General features: G+C 52.1%; 11 protein-coding genes. 7 read left to right on the top strand and 4 right to left on the bottom strand.

Annotation, left to right across the window (positions count from 1 at the left end; translation table 11 throughout):
- Positions 1 to 4: 4 nt before the first annotated feature.
- A complete protein-coding gene (locus MKX63_RS14720; RefSeq protein WP_341017942.1) occupies positions 5 to 841 on the bottom strand; it encodes a response regulator transcription factor in 837 nt (278 codons plus the stop codon).
- Positions 838 to 2,730 (bottom strand): cache domain-containing sensor histidine kinase, encoded by a 1,893-nt coding sequence (locus MKX63_RS14715; protein ID WP_341017941.1) that lies wholly within the window; start codon positions 2,728 to 2,730, stop codon positions 838 to 840. Before MKX63_RS14715 ends, MKX63_RS14720 begins: the two co-directional genes overlap by 4 nt.
- 197 nt (positions 2,731 to 2,927) lie before the next feature.
- Here MKX63_RS14715 and MKX63_RS14710 point away from each other — a divergent pair, with 197 nt between their 5' ends.
- The 5 genes from MKX63_RS14710 to MKX63_RS14690 all read left to right on the top strand — a co-directional run bounded on the left by MKX63_RS14710 (position 2,928) and on the right by MKX63_RS14690 (position 10,090).
- Positions 2,928 to 4,718, top strand: a complete 1,791-nt coding sequence (locus tag MKX63_RS14710; RefSeq protein WP_341017939.1) for a cache domain-containing sensor histidine kinase — start codon at positions 2,928 to 2,930, stop codon at positions 4,716 to 4,718.
- Positions 4,711 to 6,303, top strand: coding sequence for a response regulator transcription factor (locus tag MKX63_RS14705; protein WP_341017938.1), 1,593 nt, complete (start codon positions 4,711 to 4,713; stop codon positions 6,301 to 6,303). Before MKX63_RS14710 ends, MKX63_RS14705 begins: the two co-directional genes overlap by 8 nt.
- A gap of 87 nt (positions 6,304 to 6,390) precedes the next feature.
- Positions 6,391 to 7,347: an ABC transporter permease gene (locus tag MKX63_RS14700; RefSeq protein ID WP_076081235.1), complete on the top strand. Its 957-nt coding sequence runs from the start codon at positions 6,391 to 6,393 to the stop codon at positions 7,345 to 7,347.
- Positions 7,348 to 7,359: 12 nt separating this feature from the next.
- Complete coding sequence (locus MKX63_RS14695; RefSeq protein WP_341017936.1) at positions 7,360 to 8,259, top strand: carbohydrate ABC transporter permease; 900 nt, start codon at positions 7,360 to 7,362, stop codon at positions 8,257 to 8,259.
- Between the two features lie 76 nt (positions 8,260 to 8,335).
- Complete coding sequence (locus MKX63_RS14690) at positions 8,336 to 10,090, top strand: ABC transporter substrate-binding protein (protein ID WP_341017935.1); 1,755 nt, start codon at positions 8,336 to 8,338, stop codon at positions 10,088 to 10,090.
- 679 nt (positions 10,091 to 10,769) lie between these two features.
- On the opposite strand, the gene MKX63_RS14685 is transcribed toward MKX63_RS14690, so the two are convergent.
- On the bottom strand, positions 10,770 to 11,975 hold the full coding sequence (locus tag MKX63_RS14685; protein ID WP_341017934.1) for a helix-turn-helix domain-containing protein: 1,206 nt from the start codon (positions 11,973 to 11,975) through the stop codon (positions 10,770 to 10,772).
- A gap of 175 nt (positions 11,976 to 12,150) precedes the next feature.
- Between MKX63_RS14685 and MKX63_RS14680 the strand changes: the two genes are divergently transcribed.
- Complete coding sequence (locus MKX63_RS14680; RefSeq protein ID WP_341017933.1) at positions 12,151 to 13,494, top strand: MFS transporter; 1,344 nt, start codon at positions 12,151 to 12,153, stop codon at positions 13,492 to 13,494.
- A 35-nt stretch (positions 13,495 to 13,529) separates the two neighbouring features.
- A complete protein-coding gene (locus tag MKX63_RS14675; protein ID WP_341017932.1) occupies positions 13,530 to 14,366 on the top strand; it encodes a nucleotidyltransferase domain-containing protein in 837 nt (278 codons plus the stop codon).
- A 564-nt stretch (positions 14,367 to 14,930) separates the two neighbouring features.
- Here MKX63_RS14675 and MKX63_RS14670 read toward each other — a convergent pair.
- Positions 14,931 to 15,086 (bottom strand): hypothetical protein, encoded by a 156-nt coding sequence (locus tag MKX63_RS14670; RefSeq protein WP_341017931.1) that lies wholly within the window; start codon positions 15,084 to 15,086, stop codon positions 14,931 to 14,933.
- Positions 15,087 to 15,095: the final 9 nt, after the last annotated feature.

The following is a 15,095-nucleotide window of genomic DNA, read 5'->3' as shown; positions in this document are numbered from 1 at the left end:
GGGATCATTGCTCCATTAGTGTGGTTAACAGCTTTTGCTGATTGCGGTACTCCAGCGGGCTTACACCTTCGCTTTCTTTGAACACTCTATTAAAATTCTTAGTGTTCCCGAAGCCTGACATACCGGCTATTTCATAGATTCGATCCTCCGTATCCCGCAGCAGCTCCTTCGCCTTATTGATCCGCAGCCGCTTCAGGTAGCTTACAAAATTCTCTCCGGTGTAGTCGCGGAAAGCCTGGCTGAAATAGGAGTAGTTAAAGGACACTATGCTGGAAACCATCATCATATTGATGTTATGCGAATAATTGTCGTGGATGTAATGAAGTGCATGCTCTATCCCCTCATTCTCCTTCTGTACGGGTATGATATCGGAAGCAGGCTGCAGAAATGAATCTTCCACTGTAACCTCCGCTTGTTCACAGGTTGTATGAAGCTGCTCCTTGCCGGGGTGAAGATTGCTTGACGAAACGTTTAGCTCCTCTTCAATCCGCTCCAGCACTTCAGCTAATTCCTCACGAATGACCGGCTTGAGCAGGTACTCATTCACTTCATAGCGGATAGCGGCTCTGGCATACGAGAAATCATCATACCCGCTCACAATTACAATGGCCGGCCTTGGCCTGAACTCCTGAAGCTTCTTAATCAAGCCAATTCCATCCAACTCGGGCATACGGATGTCCGTAATCAGAATTTCTATTTTCATTGATGCGATCATGTCCAGAGCTTCAAAGGCGTCACATGCCAAGTGGATATCATACCGCCCTGCAGCCTCCCGCTCAATCATGGCCCGTAGCCCGCACCGGATATTCTTCTCATCATCTACAATCAGCAGCTGTCTCATAGGCTCTGTATTCCTCCTCTAACGGGTGTCAACAAAGGTAGCTTAACCCTCACTGTGGTATAGCTTCTCTGCCTGCTCTCTACACAAATTCCATAATCCTCCCCATAATGCAGCCGGATGCGCTGATTTACATTACGCAAGCCGATCCCGTTATGTCCTGTGCTATACTCGGCAGTCTCCTGCGTTAATTGATTGAATTCTTCGTCACTCATGATCAACTTGTGATTCAACTGCTGTAGCCCATCCACTGGAATTCCGATCCCGTTGTCAGTTACCTCTATGTAAAAAAAACCCTGATCTGCATACGCATGCACGCTGATTATCAGCCCGTCACCACGCATCAGAGCCGAATACATCCCGTGCTTCAACGCATTCTCAACGATGGGCTGCAGAGACATTTTCAATAATTCATGAGCATGGAATCTGTCTTCTGCATGAATCTCAACCTTAAGCTTCTCATCGTAACGGATGTTCATGATCGAGATGTAATGCTGAATATGCTTCAACTCGTCTGCCAGCTGCACTGTATCGCCAGTCCATCTGAGATTGTACCGCATAATGCTGCCGAGTGAGGTAAGTGCATCCGATACGGTGTATTGGCCCTCTACCTCAGCGAGCATCTTCAAATTCTCCAGGGTGTTGTACAGGAAATGGGCATCGATCTGATTGCGTAAGGCCTGAAGCTCCGCTTCTTTAGTGGCAGCGCTGCGCTGTACAGCTTCCGCAATCAAGCCATTGATTGTGCCTAGCATCTCCCTGAAGTGGCGCGCCAGCTCACCGATCTCATCGCCGCCCTGTACATCAATCTCCACATGAAAGTCCCCCTTACGAACCTTCTGCATCGACTCCCGTAGAACATGCAGCTTATTCAGAACAATGGATTGAATCCAGTAAGTAATGACCGCAAGCAGAACCAGCAGAAGAACGATGAGCAGAATGACCTTATTTCTGGTACTGACGAATGTAGAATAGGTGCTGTGCAGAGAAATGACGTTTACCAGATCCACATGTAAGCGGTCGATGGGCTCAAGGAGATACAGGAAATCCTCACCCCCCGCTGAAAATAACAAGGACGAACCGCTTCCCTGCTTAACCTTAACGGCAGCCTCCAGGATCTGAGCTTCATTCAACCCACTGAGCGGGTCTATGCTGCTCATGTACAATTTGTCTTGCTGATCCAGAATGAAGAACCTTGAATCGCGTTCCCCGCTGTTGTTATACGCCTTGTCAAAAAGATTCTCAATCCGCATTTCTACTTTGACAATGCCAATGTGCTGCTTGTTGGCCAAGTTACTTTTAACTGCCAAGGAGACCATGGAGTTTGACCGTTCATCCACTAGCGGACCGGTATCCTCGAATATAGCATCCTCCGGCTGGATCTCCCATAAGGCATACTCCTTCTGATTCATCAATTTCGTGTACATGGGGCTGCCCTTAATCCGTTCTTCCTGATAAATAATCGGCCATAGCTCGCTGACCCGCGGATTGTTCACGAAGAAACGGACACTCGCAATATAGGGATTATTGAACAATACGCTCTGTAAGTAGTTTAGCGAGTAGTCCTGAAATTGCTTGATCTCATTCACTCCGGGCTCCGCTTCAGCAGTCACATACTCCCCCAGGCTCCGGTCTGAAATGAGCAAATAAAATGACTTCTCCATCATTTCAAGCTTGCTCATGATCGCTTGCTTCTCGTTATGGATCTGGAATCGGTTCTCTGTAATGATGTCATCGACCGTATCCTGATAGAAATCAGCAAACAAATAGTTAGAGATCACAATGACCGGGACCAGAATAATGACGACATACGCCCCGATTAACTTCAAATGAATGGATAAATCAGCAAACCACCTTTTCAGCTTCCCTGCCGAGCTCCTGATGCTGGCCATCTCCTGCCCTCTTCTCCTCCAACTGTTCTAATATCATTATTATATTTCATTCCTTTCCTCATCATAAGGCTTCAAAGTTCAGTCAGGGTTGCAGGATTTTAGGTAAAATATTTTCATGACATATATTGGCTGACGTTTTCGCGCTATACTCTATTGTAAGCGTTATTACAAATGTGCTAACGGAGGGGATTTCATTCGTGTATACCCGTATCATCACCTTCATGAACAACCTGAAGCTCAGGACCAAGCTCTTCCTCTCTTTCGGCAGTGTTGTCCTGATACCGGTGCTCATTGTGGGGGTGTTCCTGACCAGTGAGCTGCGGAATATGGCAATGAATAATGCGCTGAAGCAGATTACGGCGAATGTCGACCGTGTGAAAAAACGGACCAGCGAGATGCTGAACGTTCCGGTGGATATCGTCTACCGCCTGTCCAATGACAGCCGGCTGGAGGAGGCCGCGAATCACCGGTACGAATCAGTCTATGATGTGGTGCAGGCCTATTGGGATTACCCCGACTTCCGGGATTTCGTCCGCTTGTACAAAGAAGTCTCCAGCATCCGGCTCTATATCGACAACCCGACGGTGCTTAACAACTGGGAATTCCTCCAGGCCGACGAAGCGGTTACCCGGGAGCCGTGGTACCAGCTCGCCCTCGCCCAGAAGGGGCTGGCGTTCTGGAGTTACATTCCTGACAGCCGAAACGGACAGTATTATCTCAGCCTGATCCGCAAGGTAGACTTCCTTAAGCAGCGCACAACCGGTGTGCTGGTCGTGAATGTCAATTCGGATCAGCTCAGCAGCATCCTGAAGCAGGAGACCTTCGAGACCTTTATCGTTGATGAGAACGATAATATTGTCGCCTCCAACCGGGCTGGCACTCTCGGCAAGTCGCTGCAGGACATCAACCTCAAGCCGCTGTCCACCCTTGCCGGCCACGGGCCTGCGGACATCACGATTGACGGGCAGTCCTTCAAAATGCTGATCGACGACTGGCATCCCGAAGGCAGCCTGAACAGTCTGCGGATCATCTCTATTTTCTCTGTAGAAAGTATTGTGAGTGAGCCCAACCGGATTATTTCCCTGGCTACTTCCGTCATTATCTCCTCCCTAATTCTTGCAATCATCCTAATCTACTACTTCTCCCGCCTGCTCACCGGACGCATGCTGCATCTCAGCAAGCATATCTCCAAGGTCGCTTCCGGGAATCTGGAAGCCCGGCTTGTGATTGACGGCAAAGATGAGATCGGCCAGCTGGCCCGGCAATTCAATCACATGGTCCGCAATGTCAACGACCTGATGAGCGAGGTGCAGGAGTCCAACCAGCAGAAGAATGCCATCCTGCTGAAGCAGAATGAGATCAAATTCAAAATGATGGCCAGCCAGATCAATCCCCATTTCCTGTTCAATGCCCTGGAATCGATCCGGATGAAGGCCCACACCCGCGGCCAGACCGATATTGCGCAGGTTGTCCGGCTGCTGGGCAAGATGATGCGCAAGAACCTGGAGGTCGGCGGAGGCAGAATCACTCTGCAAAGTGAGCTGGAGACCGTGAACTGCTACCTGGTTATCCAGAAATTCCGCTACAATGACCGGCTCGCCTACGAGCTGTATGTAGATCCGGCAGCGAATACCCTAAGGATTCCGCCGCTTATTATCCAGCCGCTGGTGGAGAATTGTGTCATTCACGGCTTGGAGGACCGGATGGACGGCGGAATGGTCCGGGTGGATATCCGGGTGGAGGAGGGCAGCCTTACGGTTCAGGTCTCCGATAACGGAACCGGAATCTCGCCGGCCCGGCTCGCAGAGCTGCGACAGATGCTGGAGAACAACGATGACTATGAGACCCACAGTATCGGAATGCGTAACATCCATCTGCGGCTGAAGCTGACCTATGGCCCGGAATGCGGCCTGATTCTGGCCAGCCAGAGCGGATACGGCACACAAATCAGCTTCGCCATCCCTTTAAGGAGTGATTCCTATGTATAGTGTGTTAATTGTTGATGATGAATTGTCGATCCGCGAAGGACTTGCCACCCTGCTGGATTGGGAGAGCCTCGGCTACCGGGTGGTAGATACCGCAGCCAATGCGGTTGAAGCCAGGCATAAGGCTCAGCTGTATTCCCCGGATCTGATGATTGTGGATATCCGTATGCCCGGAAAGGACGGACTGGAGCTGATCGGCGAGCTGCGGGAGGATCATGAGGAGCTGCATATTCTCATATTGAGCGGCTATGCCGACTTCAGTTATGCCAAGCGTGCGATGTCCTACAATATCGATAACTACCTGCTTAAGCCGGTCGATGAGGAGGAATTGCAGCTGTATCTTACCGGCCTGTCTACCATACTGAATGCGCGGCTGGCCCACCGCAAGAATCATGAGGCTGTTAAGGTCTGGAGCCGGGAGATGCTGGTTCAGTCCCTGCTGATGGAGAGCAGTCTGCATCCCGCCCCCGCGCTGATGGAGTCGGCATTGGAAGCGGGGCTGCTCTGGGATTCCTACCAGATCGTGCTGATCCGGCTCCTGCTGCAGGATCATGCGGACAACGGACCCTCCAGCAGCGTCAAGTCCCGGCTGACGTCCAGCTTCGAGGATAACCGCTGGGGCATCGTTTTCGCGCTCGATTCTTATCTCGGGGTGCTGCTGCAGCCCTCTTACCAAAAGGAGCTGGTGCGTAAACGGATGGCCCAGCAGATTCGTGAAGCTGCTGCTGCAGAGGGGCTGGAGTGCATCATCACCGCCGGGGATATGGTGGACAGTCTGAGGGAGCTGCCGGTCTCCCATCAGTCGGCGCTGGCGCGGATGAAGGATCACTTCTTCTATGATGAGCCGGGGATGATTGGCCCCGATTCCCTTAAGCTGAAGCAGGGTATGCCTGCGAACCCCCAGGATACCGAGAGCAGGCTCGCTCCCGTGATGGACCGGCTGTATTTCGCCTTGGATACCGGCAATCTGAGCGTAATCTCTGCCCTGATCCAGGAAGCGGGGGACCTTATGGCTGCTGCGGGGTTATCCGAGATGGCGGTGAAATCCTATTATGTACGGGCCGTAACCTCCATGTCCGGGAAGCTCTCCGTTCATTATAAGGAGCTTAGCGCTGCGCAGAGCCGGATGGAGGAGCAGATTCAGCAGATCTACAGGCATACCTCCCTCCCCCAGCTCCAGCGCTATATCACAGGTCTGCTGGAGGAATACGCCAGTGGAATTATCCGCGACGATACGGATGTCCTGATAAAGCGGATGGTCGATCTGATCCACCGGCACTATGACGAGAATCTGAAGCTAGAGGCGCTGGCCGATGTGTTCACCTACAGTAGTGCCTATCTTGGCAAGCTGTTCAAGAATACTATGGGCTGCTCCTTCAACACTTATCTGGATACGATCCGCATCGAAAAGGCCATGGAGCTGCTGGACCAGGGCTGCAAAATCCATCAGGCAGCCAGCAGCGTCGGCTTCAGTGATGTCGACTATTTCCGCGAGAAGTTTAAAAAAATCGCAGGCATCTCCCCATCCGCTTACCGGAGAAAGGAGCCGGAGAATGCTTTTTCAGAAAGCGCTTACGAAAAAGACTGATTTTCCCCTGTTTTTACACTTAAATCTTCGGGTGTTTCCTGGCCAGGCGGCAGATTATGATAAAGCTATATCGAAGGAGGGACATAAATGAAAGCGATTACCACCGCGATGAAGCCGGAGCCGAAGAAATCCTCCTCCAGCTTCTGGGGGAAATTCCGGCAGCAGAAATACCTCTATATGATGGCTGTTCCTTTTGTCCTCTGGGCCTTTGTCTTCAGCTATCTTCCGTTATGGGGGTGGATGATGGCCTTCCAGAAGTATAAACCGGGCAAATCCTTTTTCGAGCAAAAATGGGTCGGCCTCCAGTACTTCCGGGAGCTGTTCCAGGATGAGCAGTTCTTCAACGCCCTGCGCAATACGCTGGCCATGAGTATCATGGGACTGCTGGCAGGCTTTATCATTCCGATTATCTTCGCTATTCTGCTGAATGAGGTACGGCTGCAGGTGCTGAAGCGCTTCGTTCAGACGGTGTCGTATCTGCCGCACTTTGTGTCCTGGGTGGTTGCTGCCGGGATCATCACCAAGATGCTCTCCACGGACAACGGCGCCGTCAATGACCTGCTAATGGGCCTTCATATCATCAGTGAACCGATCCAGTTCATGGCCAAGGGCAATCTGTTCTGGGGCATTGTCACCGCATCGGATGTCTGGAAGGAGACGGGCTGGAACACCATTATCTATCTCGCCGCCATCTCGGGCATCGGGCCGGAGCTGTACGAGGCAGCCAGGGTGGACGGAGCGAGCCGGCTCCAGCAGGTGCGTCATATCACTTTTCCGGGCATCCGCGGTACCATCGTGATTCTGCTGATTATGTCCATCGGCCATCTGATCAGCATCGGGTTCGAGAAGCAGTTCCTGCTCGGCAACAATCTGGTGCGTGACTACTCGCAGACCCTTGACCTGTACGCGCTGAATTACGGGCTGGGGATGGGACGGTTCTCCTTCGGGACGGCGATTAATATTTTCAACTCCGTGGTGAGTGTGATTCTGCTCTTTACCGCCAATGGCATCTTCAAAAAAATAACCAAGGAAAGCATCATATAGGAGGCCCTGCTCATGATCAAAAAACTGGCTGCGGCCTCCTGGTCGGACCGCATCTTCGATTTGGTTGTCTATCTGGCGATTACGGTGGTAACTGTTGCTACGCTGTACCCTTTTCTGAACGTGCTGGCGATCTCCTTCAATGACTCGACGGACAGCATCAAGGGCGGGATTACAATCTACCCCCGGGTGTTCACCTTCAAGAATTACGAGACGATCTTCGCCTTCTCCGGCCTGATTACCGGGTTCAAAATTTCGGTGCTGCGGACGATTATCGGGACTCTGCTCGGACTGGTCAGTGCGTCCATGCTGGCCTTCACCTTAAGCCGGGTGGACTTCCAGGCCCGTAAGTTCGTTTCCACCTTCCTGGCATTGACGATGTATGTATCTGGGGGCCTGATCCCCTTTTATATTCTGATCAAGGATCTGCATATGATGGGCACCTTCGGCGTGTATGTCCTGCCCGGTCTGGTGAGCGCCTTCAATGTGTTCGTGATCCGCTCCTTCATCGACGGTCTGCCTTACGCCCTGCAGGAATCCGCCAAGCTGGACGGAGCCAATGACTTCACCATCTACTGGCGTGTTATTCTGCCGCTGACCAAGCCAGCCTTAGCAACCATCGCCCTGTTCCTGGCCGTCGGCCAGTGGAATGCGTGGATTGATACCTATCTGTATAACGGCTCGAAGGACTCGCTGACCACGCTGCAATTCGAGCTGATGAAGGTCATTCAGAGCACCACGACCAATGCGGATAATTTCCGCGGGCGCAATATGACTGAGGTTATGGCCCAGATCTCCCCGGAATCGGTCAAAATGGCAATCACCATTGTCGTCACCGTGCCTATTCTGGTGGTCTATCCGTTCCTGCAGCGCTATTTCGTCAAGGGCATGACGCTGGGTTCGGTTAAAAGCTAAGCTGCTTACTGGTATCTTCAGGCTGACGCCTGTGAATACAATATGATTCTACCAGACAAAGGGAGGGTTTCTATTCATGACAAGAAAGACGGCGAAACCGGTTGTGGCGCTGATGGTGCTGACCTTGCTGCTCAGTGTGCTGGCAGGCTGCGGCGGAGGCAATAATAACGGCAACAAGAACACGGCCGAGAATACCGGGGCCAAGGCGACGAACAGCGGCAATGCCACGGCAACGGCTGAGGCTACGGCGGCGGCTGAGGACTTAAGTCCCCTGACACTATCCTTCTTCGCGGAAGACCCCAATCCGAACTGGAACAATATGAAGGATGAGGTCAGCACCGTCATTACGCAAAAGACCGGCGTGACCCTCGATGCCGAATTCGCTGTCGGTGATCCGCAGCAGAAGATTGCCCTCATTGCTGCCGGCGGGGATTATCCCGACATTATCTCGGCTAAAGGCGACATCGGTAAGCTGGTGGATGCCGGTGCAGTCCTGGATCTCACCGATCTGATCGATAAGCATGCTCCTAACATTAAGCGCGTACTCGGCGATAATCTCGCCCGGGCCAAGTATACGAACGAAGACCAATCGATCTATGCGATCCCGACCTGGGCAGCGGTGGATGAGAAGAAGTTCGTAGCAGGCGGCGGCTTCGAGCTGCAGCACCGGGTCTTGAAGGAAGCCGGATATCCCGAGATTAAGACCGTCAAGGATTATGAGAACGTTATTAAGGCGTACCTGGATAAGCACCCTACCGATGAGAACGGCAACAAGAACATCGGCGTCTCCCTGAACGCAGACGACTGGCATATGTACATTTCCGTTACCAACCCTGCGGTAGCCACTACCGGGGGCTCCGATGACGGTGAATATTACATCGATCAGGAGACTCACGAAGCGATCTACCACTTCCGCCGTCCGGAGGAGAAGGAATATTTCCGCTGGCTGAACCACATGAACGATATCGGCCTGCTTGACAAAGAGAGCTTCGTGCAGAAATACGACCAGTACAAAGCCAAAGTAGCGACTGGACGTGTACTCGGCCTGATTGACCAAGACTGGGACTACAATGACGCGCAGCAGGCGCTCAAAGCCGCCGGCAAATTCGATCAGACGTACGGACACTATCCGGTCACTTTAACTGATGAATACAAGGAAACCAGCTTCTGGCCTACCGGCTTCATGGGCGGCTACGGGATCTCCATCTCCACCACTAACCCTGATCCGGTCCGCACCATCAAGTTCCTGGATTATCTGGCCTCCGATGAAGGCCAAATCCTGAACAACTGGGGAATCGAAGGCAAGCACTATAAAGTAGAGAACGGCAAACGTGTCGTTCCGCAGGAAGTTCAGGACCGCATCAACAATGACAATACCGCCTTCACCAAGGAAACCGGCATTGGCTTCTACTGGAATATGATGGTTCACTACGGCGACGGAGCCAAGGATTCCACCGGCAACTATTACACCAAGAACTTCCCTGAGCAGCTCGTGCTTGGCTATAGCGATGTGGAGAAGGAGACGCTGGCGGCTTACAAAGCTACGACCTGGAAGGACCTGTTCCCGAAGGAAGAAGAATTCAAGGAAAAAGCCTACGGCGCAGCCTGGAACATTTCGATTCCCGGTGAGGACGAAGTCGCCATTCTGGGCAATAAAATGAAGGATATTACCTGGAAGCGCATCCCGCAGGCCATTCTGGCCAAACCGGCTGAATTCGATAAAATCTGGGATGATTACATGGCCGATCTGGAAAAAGCCGGCGTTAAGAAAATGGAAGCCGGCTACACCAAGTATGTGCAGGACCGTGTGGAGCTGTGGACCAGCAAATAAGATTCCATAAACCTTGATGGAAAAATCTTAGTAATAGAGTAGTCGCCACTGCGGAGCTTTTGGACTTCCGGCCGCTGTTGTTGTAAGAATTTCCTGATTTAGACCGCTGGTTGCGGTAGAAATCCGGAGACTGCTGATGCTTCCGAAGCTAGCTTTCCTGCGGAAAGCTTTCAGGCGGACGCTAACGCTCCTACAGTTCCAAAATCTCCTCCGCCGCTCCCTCCTATTTACTAAAGTTTGTAGTTCAACCTATATTTCATTGCAGAAGGGCACCCGTGCGGAATAGCACGGGTGTTGTTTGCTGCGTAATAAGGGTAGTTAGTAGCTCATCGGATCTAAATGCGTGAATATTACTTTAACTAATGGCTTGCTGAGGAGGTACCGTGCCGATTAGGGTGCGAGGGGTAGGCTTAATTGTAATTTGTACAACTAAATCGTCCGGTGTGCCACCAAATCTCCATTTAGATGTAGTTCGTGCAATTAAAATGCTCCTATACCTGGATTTTCGCCCATTCTAGCAGATTTAGTTGTATGGAATACAGTTAGGAGAGGAATGCCTTCCTTTTCACTGTTTTTAGATGTACGGAATACAACTATCACCGACTGGCTCGGTTCAAACGCAACTTCATACATTACTTTATTTATTGAATAAATTCACTTGTTTAGCTCTGATGCTCTATTAGTTATGCAGCTCGCGGTAAGTTTCGTTGATCATTTCGGTGTATATGGAAGGCGGGTATTCCATCGCCTGATCATAGGCAAACCCGGCCAGCCGCTGTGCCTCCTCCTTCATGCCCCGGCGCATACAGATTCGTGCGCGGTAGGCATAAGCGGTCAACAGGTTGCCGCGGTCAAGCGGGTGGTAGACCTGTTCCCCCGGCTCAGCCTTGGTCAGGCAGCTCAGTGCTTCATCGTCCTGGCCGAGATGATACCAGGCGATGCCGGACATGAGCTGAACGCTTGGCGCGTACTGTTCATCCTCCTGCGGATACTGCCGCGCCAGTGCAAGTACCTTGCTGTATTCTCCCTTAGCTACCGCAAGTCTGATCTCTCCGATCAACACCAGCTTCAGCGAATCCTGAGACTCGGTGAATTCGGCGAATGCTCTGGCCTTCTTCAAGGCCTCCTCTGCCGCCAAGGTCTCTCCTTCGGTCAGCGCCAGAATCCCGAGCACCCGGTACAGATGATCCGTCATATAGTAGATTCCCTCTTCCCGCGACACTTGAAGCGCCGCCTGTGCAGCTTCACGGCTTCCCGCATAATCCCCCAGGGCAGACAAGCTAATGCTCTCGGCATAATGAAGATCGATTTCAAAGATAAAATCATTCCCCACCTTGTTAGCCTCGTATTCCTTGCGGACCCGGCGGATCAGCTCCAGCCCTTCCGCGTATCTGCTCTGTGCGAAATTCAGGGCATAGGAAATATACTGCACCTTCGCACGTTCCACAAATAAACCGAAGCGTTCATAGATCAGTGCCGCCCGCTCCAGCTCCGCTTCCCCGCCTCCGGCACCTGTATAGAAAAGGGAGCTTACATAGAACTCCAGCAGACGCGCAGCGTCAATCGTCATCGGCAGCGTACGCTCTGTGAACGGCTGTAGCCGCCGGATGACCTCACTGTAATTCTTCGCCTTGAACTCGGCCTCCATCTCCCGGACGAGCGGAGCCAGCTCCGCCTCCTCCTCACCTTCGAGGAAGTAGCCCGGATCCACTCCCAGCCTGCCGGCCAGAACTTGCAGGCTGTTCATCGAGGGCAAGGCGCGTCCATTCTCGATTTGACTCAGCATGCTCTTGGTCATATGGTCTCCGGCAAGATCCGTCTGCGTAAGCCCCTTAGCCTTGCGCAATTGCTTGACTTTCTCTCCGATAGTTTGTTTGGTGGTCATCTGCTTGCCAACTTTCCAGGTAGCTTTTCTTTTCAGTATAGCTTACCTATACCCTAAGAGAAAGATAGAAATACGTTAAAGTTAAATTAAATTAAACTTTTTGTTGCATTTCCGAACTTTTACTCATACAATAAGTTTAATTAAATTTAACTTTTTGATCAAAGGGAGTGCTATTATGTCTCAATTAACATCCGCAACCCATGATAAGGCAGCGGCTAACCGTAACATATTCCTCTTCTTCAGCAGCAAGCTGGTCTCTGTTCTCGGCTCCAGTATGTATACCTTCGTAGCCGGTCTGTACATTCTAAACGAGACTGGCTCAGGGAGTAGCTTCGCAGTTACACTGCTGTGCGGGCTGCTGCCCGGTATCCTGCTGTCCCCCTTCGCCGGTGTGCTCGCCGACAGAGTTAACCGCCGCAGGCTGCTGATCGGTTCGGATCTGGCCAGTGCCCTGATTATGTCTCTGGCCTTTCTGTTTGTCTCGCTGGAGGGGATGTCACTATGGACTATCTATCTGTCGCTCATTCTATTATCTATCTGCTCTACCTTCTATAGTATTTCAGTCTCCTCCTCGATGATGATGCTTGTAGACAGCAGCTCCGTCCAGCGGGCCGGATCACTGAATCAGATTGCCGGATCAGCTGGCCACCTGCTGGCTCCGATTCTCGCCGGTCTTCTGTATGCCTTCCTCCCTCTTCAGGATTTCATGCTGCTGAACGCGGCAGGCTTCACCGTTTCAACCGTGATGGGCTCTATGCTGAGATACAAGCCGGTTCCACGGCTTCAAGCTGCCCTTGACCCTGCCGAAGCCGCAGACCCCCAGCCGCTCCGCGAACGTATGGGCACTGCTGTTAACGGGGTCCGAATGAATCTGAAGGAAGGCTTCGCTTATGTCATCCGCCGTCCGGTCCTCCGCTCCCTGATGGGGATTGTATTCTGGATTAATTTCTTCGTCGTCGCCCTGAATGTTGTGCTGCCCTACGTTGCAGTACAGACACTCGGGCTCTCCTCGAAGCAATATGGAGTCCTCGAAGCGATGCTGGCGGCAGGTGTACTTCTGATGTCGCTGCTGCTTGCTGTACTTCCCCAGAGCAAGAGTCCAGTAAAGCCGATCCTTGGAGGATTAAGCGCACTGGGACTCTTATTCCTAGCGCTGGCGGTGCCGCTGCTGCTTGATTTCACCCCGACTGCCACCTTCCTTCTCTTCCTGCCGCTGCTGGTCATTATCGGCGTCATGATTATGGTCATTAACATTCCGGTTCAGGTCTATCTGCAGCAGACCACTGAGGAAGAGTACCGTGGACGCGTATTCGGGCTGGTCGAGGGCGTGGCCGGTTCTATCGCTCCGCTGGGAATGCTGCTCTACGGGGTGCTTCTGGACCGGATTCCCGGCTCGGTCATTCTGCTCGTCTCCGGTGCAGCTATTCTGGCAGTCACCTTCGCCGGACGGAGAGGCCTCATCCGCAGCGGTGCCGCCGAGCAGCCGGGTCAGGTGAAGACGGAGCAGGCGGGTGCCTGAATGTCTGAATTGACCATAGCTGGCAAGCTGTTCAGTTGATACGCTTAACGCAGCAGAATTTATTCAAGGAGGCTGAACGCTATATGTACGCGCACCACAGGCAGACGCTGGGGAAGCTGGCGGAGAAGATGGAGCAAGACCCTTCTTGTCTGGCGGCAATCACCAGCGGATCAGTAGCCAAGGGAACCGCCAGCGAGACCTCGGATGTGGATGTCCATCTGGTCTTCACCGATGAAGCGTATGCGGAATATGAGCGGAACAGCAGACTGTCCTATTTGGACCGCGAAGTCAGCACCTATGAAGGCGGATATGCAGATATCAAGGTGATCAACCGCCGGTTTCTGGAGCTGGCAGCCCGGCAGGGCAATGAGCCGACGAGGTATGCTTTTACCGGTGCAGAGGTGCTATTCTCCAGAATCCCGGAGCTGAATGAGCTGGTAGCCCGGATTCCCGTCTATCCTGAGGAGAACCGCGAGCACAATTTGCGGGATTTCTGCGCCCAGATCTATCTGTACGGGCTGTATTTCGCCACGGAAGCGGGCAAAAAAAATGACGCCTACCTACTCGCTCATACGGCGGGCCAACTGGTCTTTTTCAGCGGACGGATGATTCTGGCGTATAACCGGCTTCTGTTCCCAAGCCACAAAGGACTGCTGGATGCCGCCAGTGCTGCTGAAGCCCAGCCGAAGAATTTCCGTACGCTGGCAACAGAGCTGCTGCAATCGCCCAGCGCAGATAAGAGTATGCGTTTCGCCGCGAAGATGCTGGCCTTCTATAATCACGGCCTTTCCTTCGAGCAGGCGCTGGGAATATATGTGCTGAACAACGAGCGTGTCTGGATGGAGCATCCTCCTTCGTTGCAGAACCGATAAGACACAAGCAGCGACTCTCCGGTAACGGAAGTCGCTGCTTGTGTGTTTAGAGTATTGGCGGGTTTGCTTCACAGATAGACCCGGTGCTGCTGCGCCTCGTCCCAGATTCAGGAGCTCTTCGTTTGCAAGCAGTGATATAACAGCTCTCTGAACATTTCCCTTTAACATAGCCTAGTCTCTTTTTAATCAAAGGCATCAAATTTCATAATGTGTTGCTTAACATACGTTTCGTGAGTATCTGCTGGTTGTATTCATGGGAATGTCGTACTAATATCATATCAAACAGGCGTTGCCTAAACAACTTGTGACTACTTCTTCAAAAAGAAAGGAATGGATATAACAATGAAAGCAATGGCTTTAACCGGCTTCGGAATTCCTGAATCGTTGGAGGAGCAGGAAGTGTCTGTTCCTGCAATTAAAGACACCCAGGTACTCGTGAATAGTGCATAAGGATGAAAAAGATAGCCGCCTTGCCTCCGTACAGGGAATACCGTATTTTCTGTTTAATAAAACGCATTCCGTATCGGGTGCCCGAGATCAATCAGTATTCAAAGAAGTGCTGAATCAGGCATGGTCTAAGGCGGAGACTGTATCCGATAATAATACCGAATCCGCCACCAGCCCCGGATGTCTGGATGGCTCCTGTCCTATCAGATAAACATGCACTAGCAGCGACTCTCCGGTCAGGGGGGCGCTGCTGTGGCGTTTGGTTTCGGTCATTGACGGTCC

The organism is Paenibacillus sp. FSL R7-0179, assembly GCF_038002265.1.
GTDB lineage: Bacteria > Bacillota > Bacilli > Paenibacillales > Paenibacillaceae > Paenibacillus_AQ.
This window is presented reverse-complemented; position numbering and strand designations above follow the sequence as displayed.

Coding starts and splice junctions, on each gene's coding strand:
- MKX63_RS14720 (WP_341017942.1), bottom strand. CDS start 841: ATGAGACAGCTGCTGATTGTAGATGATGAGAAGAATATCCGGTGCGGG.
- MKX63_RS14715 (WP_341017941.1), bottom strand. CDS start 2,730: ATGGCCAGCATCAGGAGCTCGGCAGGGAAGCTGAAAAGGTGGTTTGCT.
- MKX63_RS14705 (WP_341017938.1), top strand. CDS start 4,711: ATGTATAGTGTGTTAATTGTTGATGATGAATTGTCGATCCGCGAAGGA.
- MKX63_RS14700 (WP_076081235.1), top strand. CDS start 6,391: ATGAAAGCGATTACCACCGCGATGAAGCCGGAGCCGAAGAAATCCTCC.
- MKX63_RS14695 (WP_341017936.1), top strand. CDS start 7,360: ATGATCAAAAAACTGGCTGCGGCCTCCTGGTCGGACCGCATCTTCGAT.
- MKX63_RS14690 (WP_341017935.1), top strand. CDS start 8,336: ATGACAAGAAAGACGGCGAAACCGGTTGTGGCGCTGATGGTGCTGACC.
- MKX63_RS14685 (WP_341017934.1), bottom strand. CDS start 11,975: ATGACCACCAAACAAACTATCGGAGAGAAAGTCAAGCAATTGCGCAAG.
- MKX63_RS14680 (WP_341017933.1), top strand. CDS start 12,151: ATGTCTCAATTAACATCCGCAACCCATGATAAGGCAGCGGCTAACCGT.
- MKX63_RS14670 (WP_341017931.1), bottom strand. CDS start 15,086: ATGACCGAAACCAAACGCCACAGCAGCGCCCCCCTGACCGGAGAGTCG.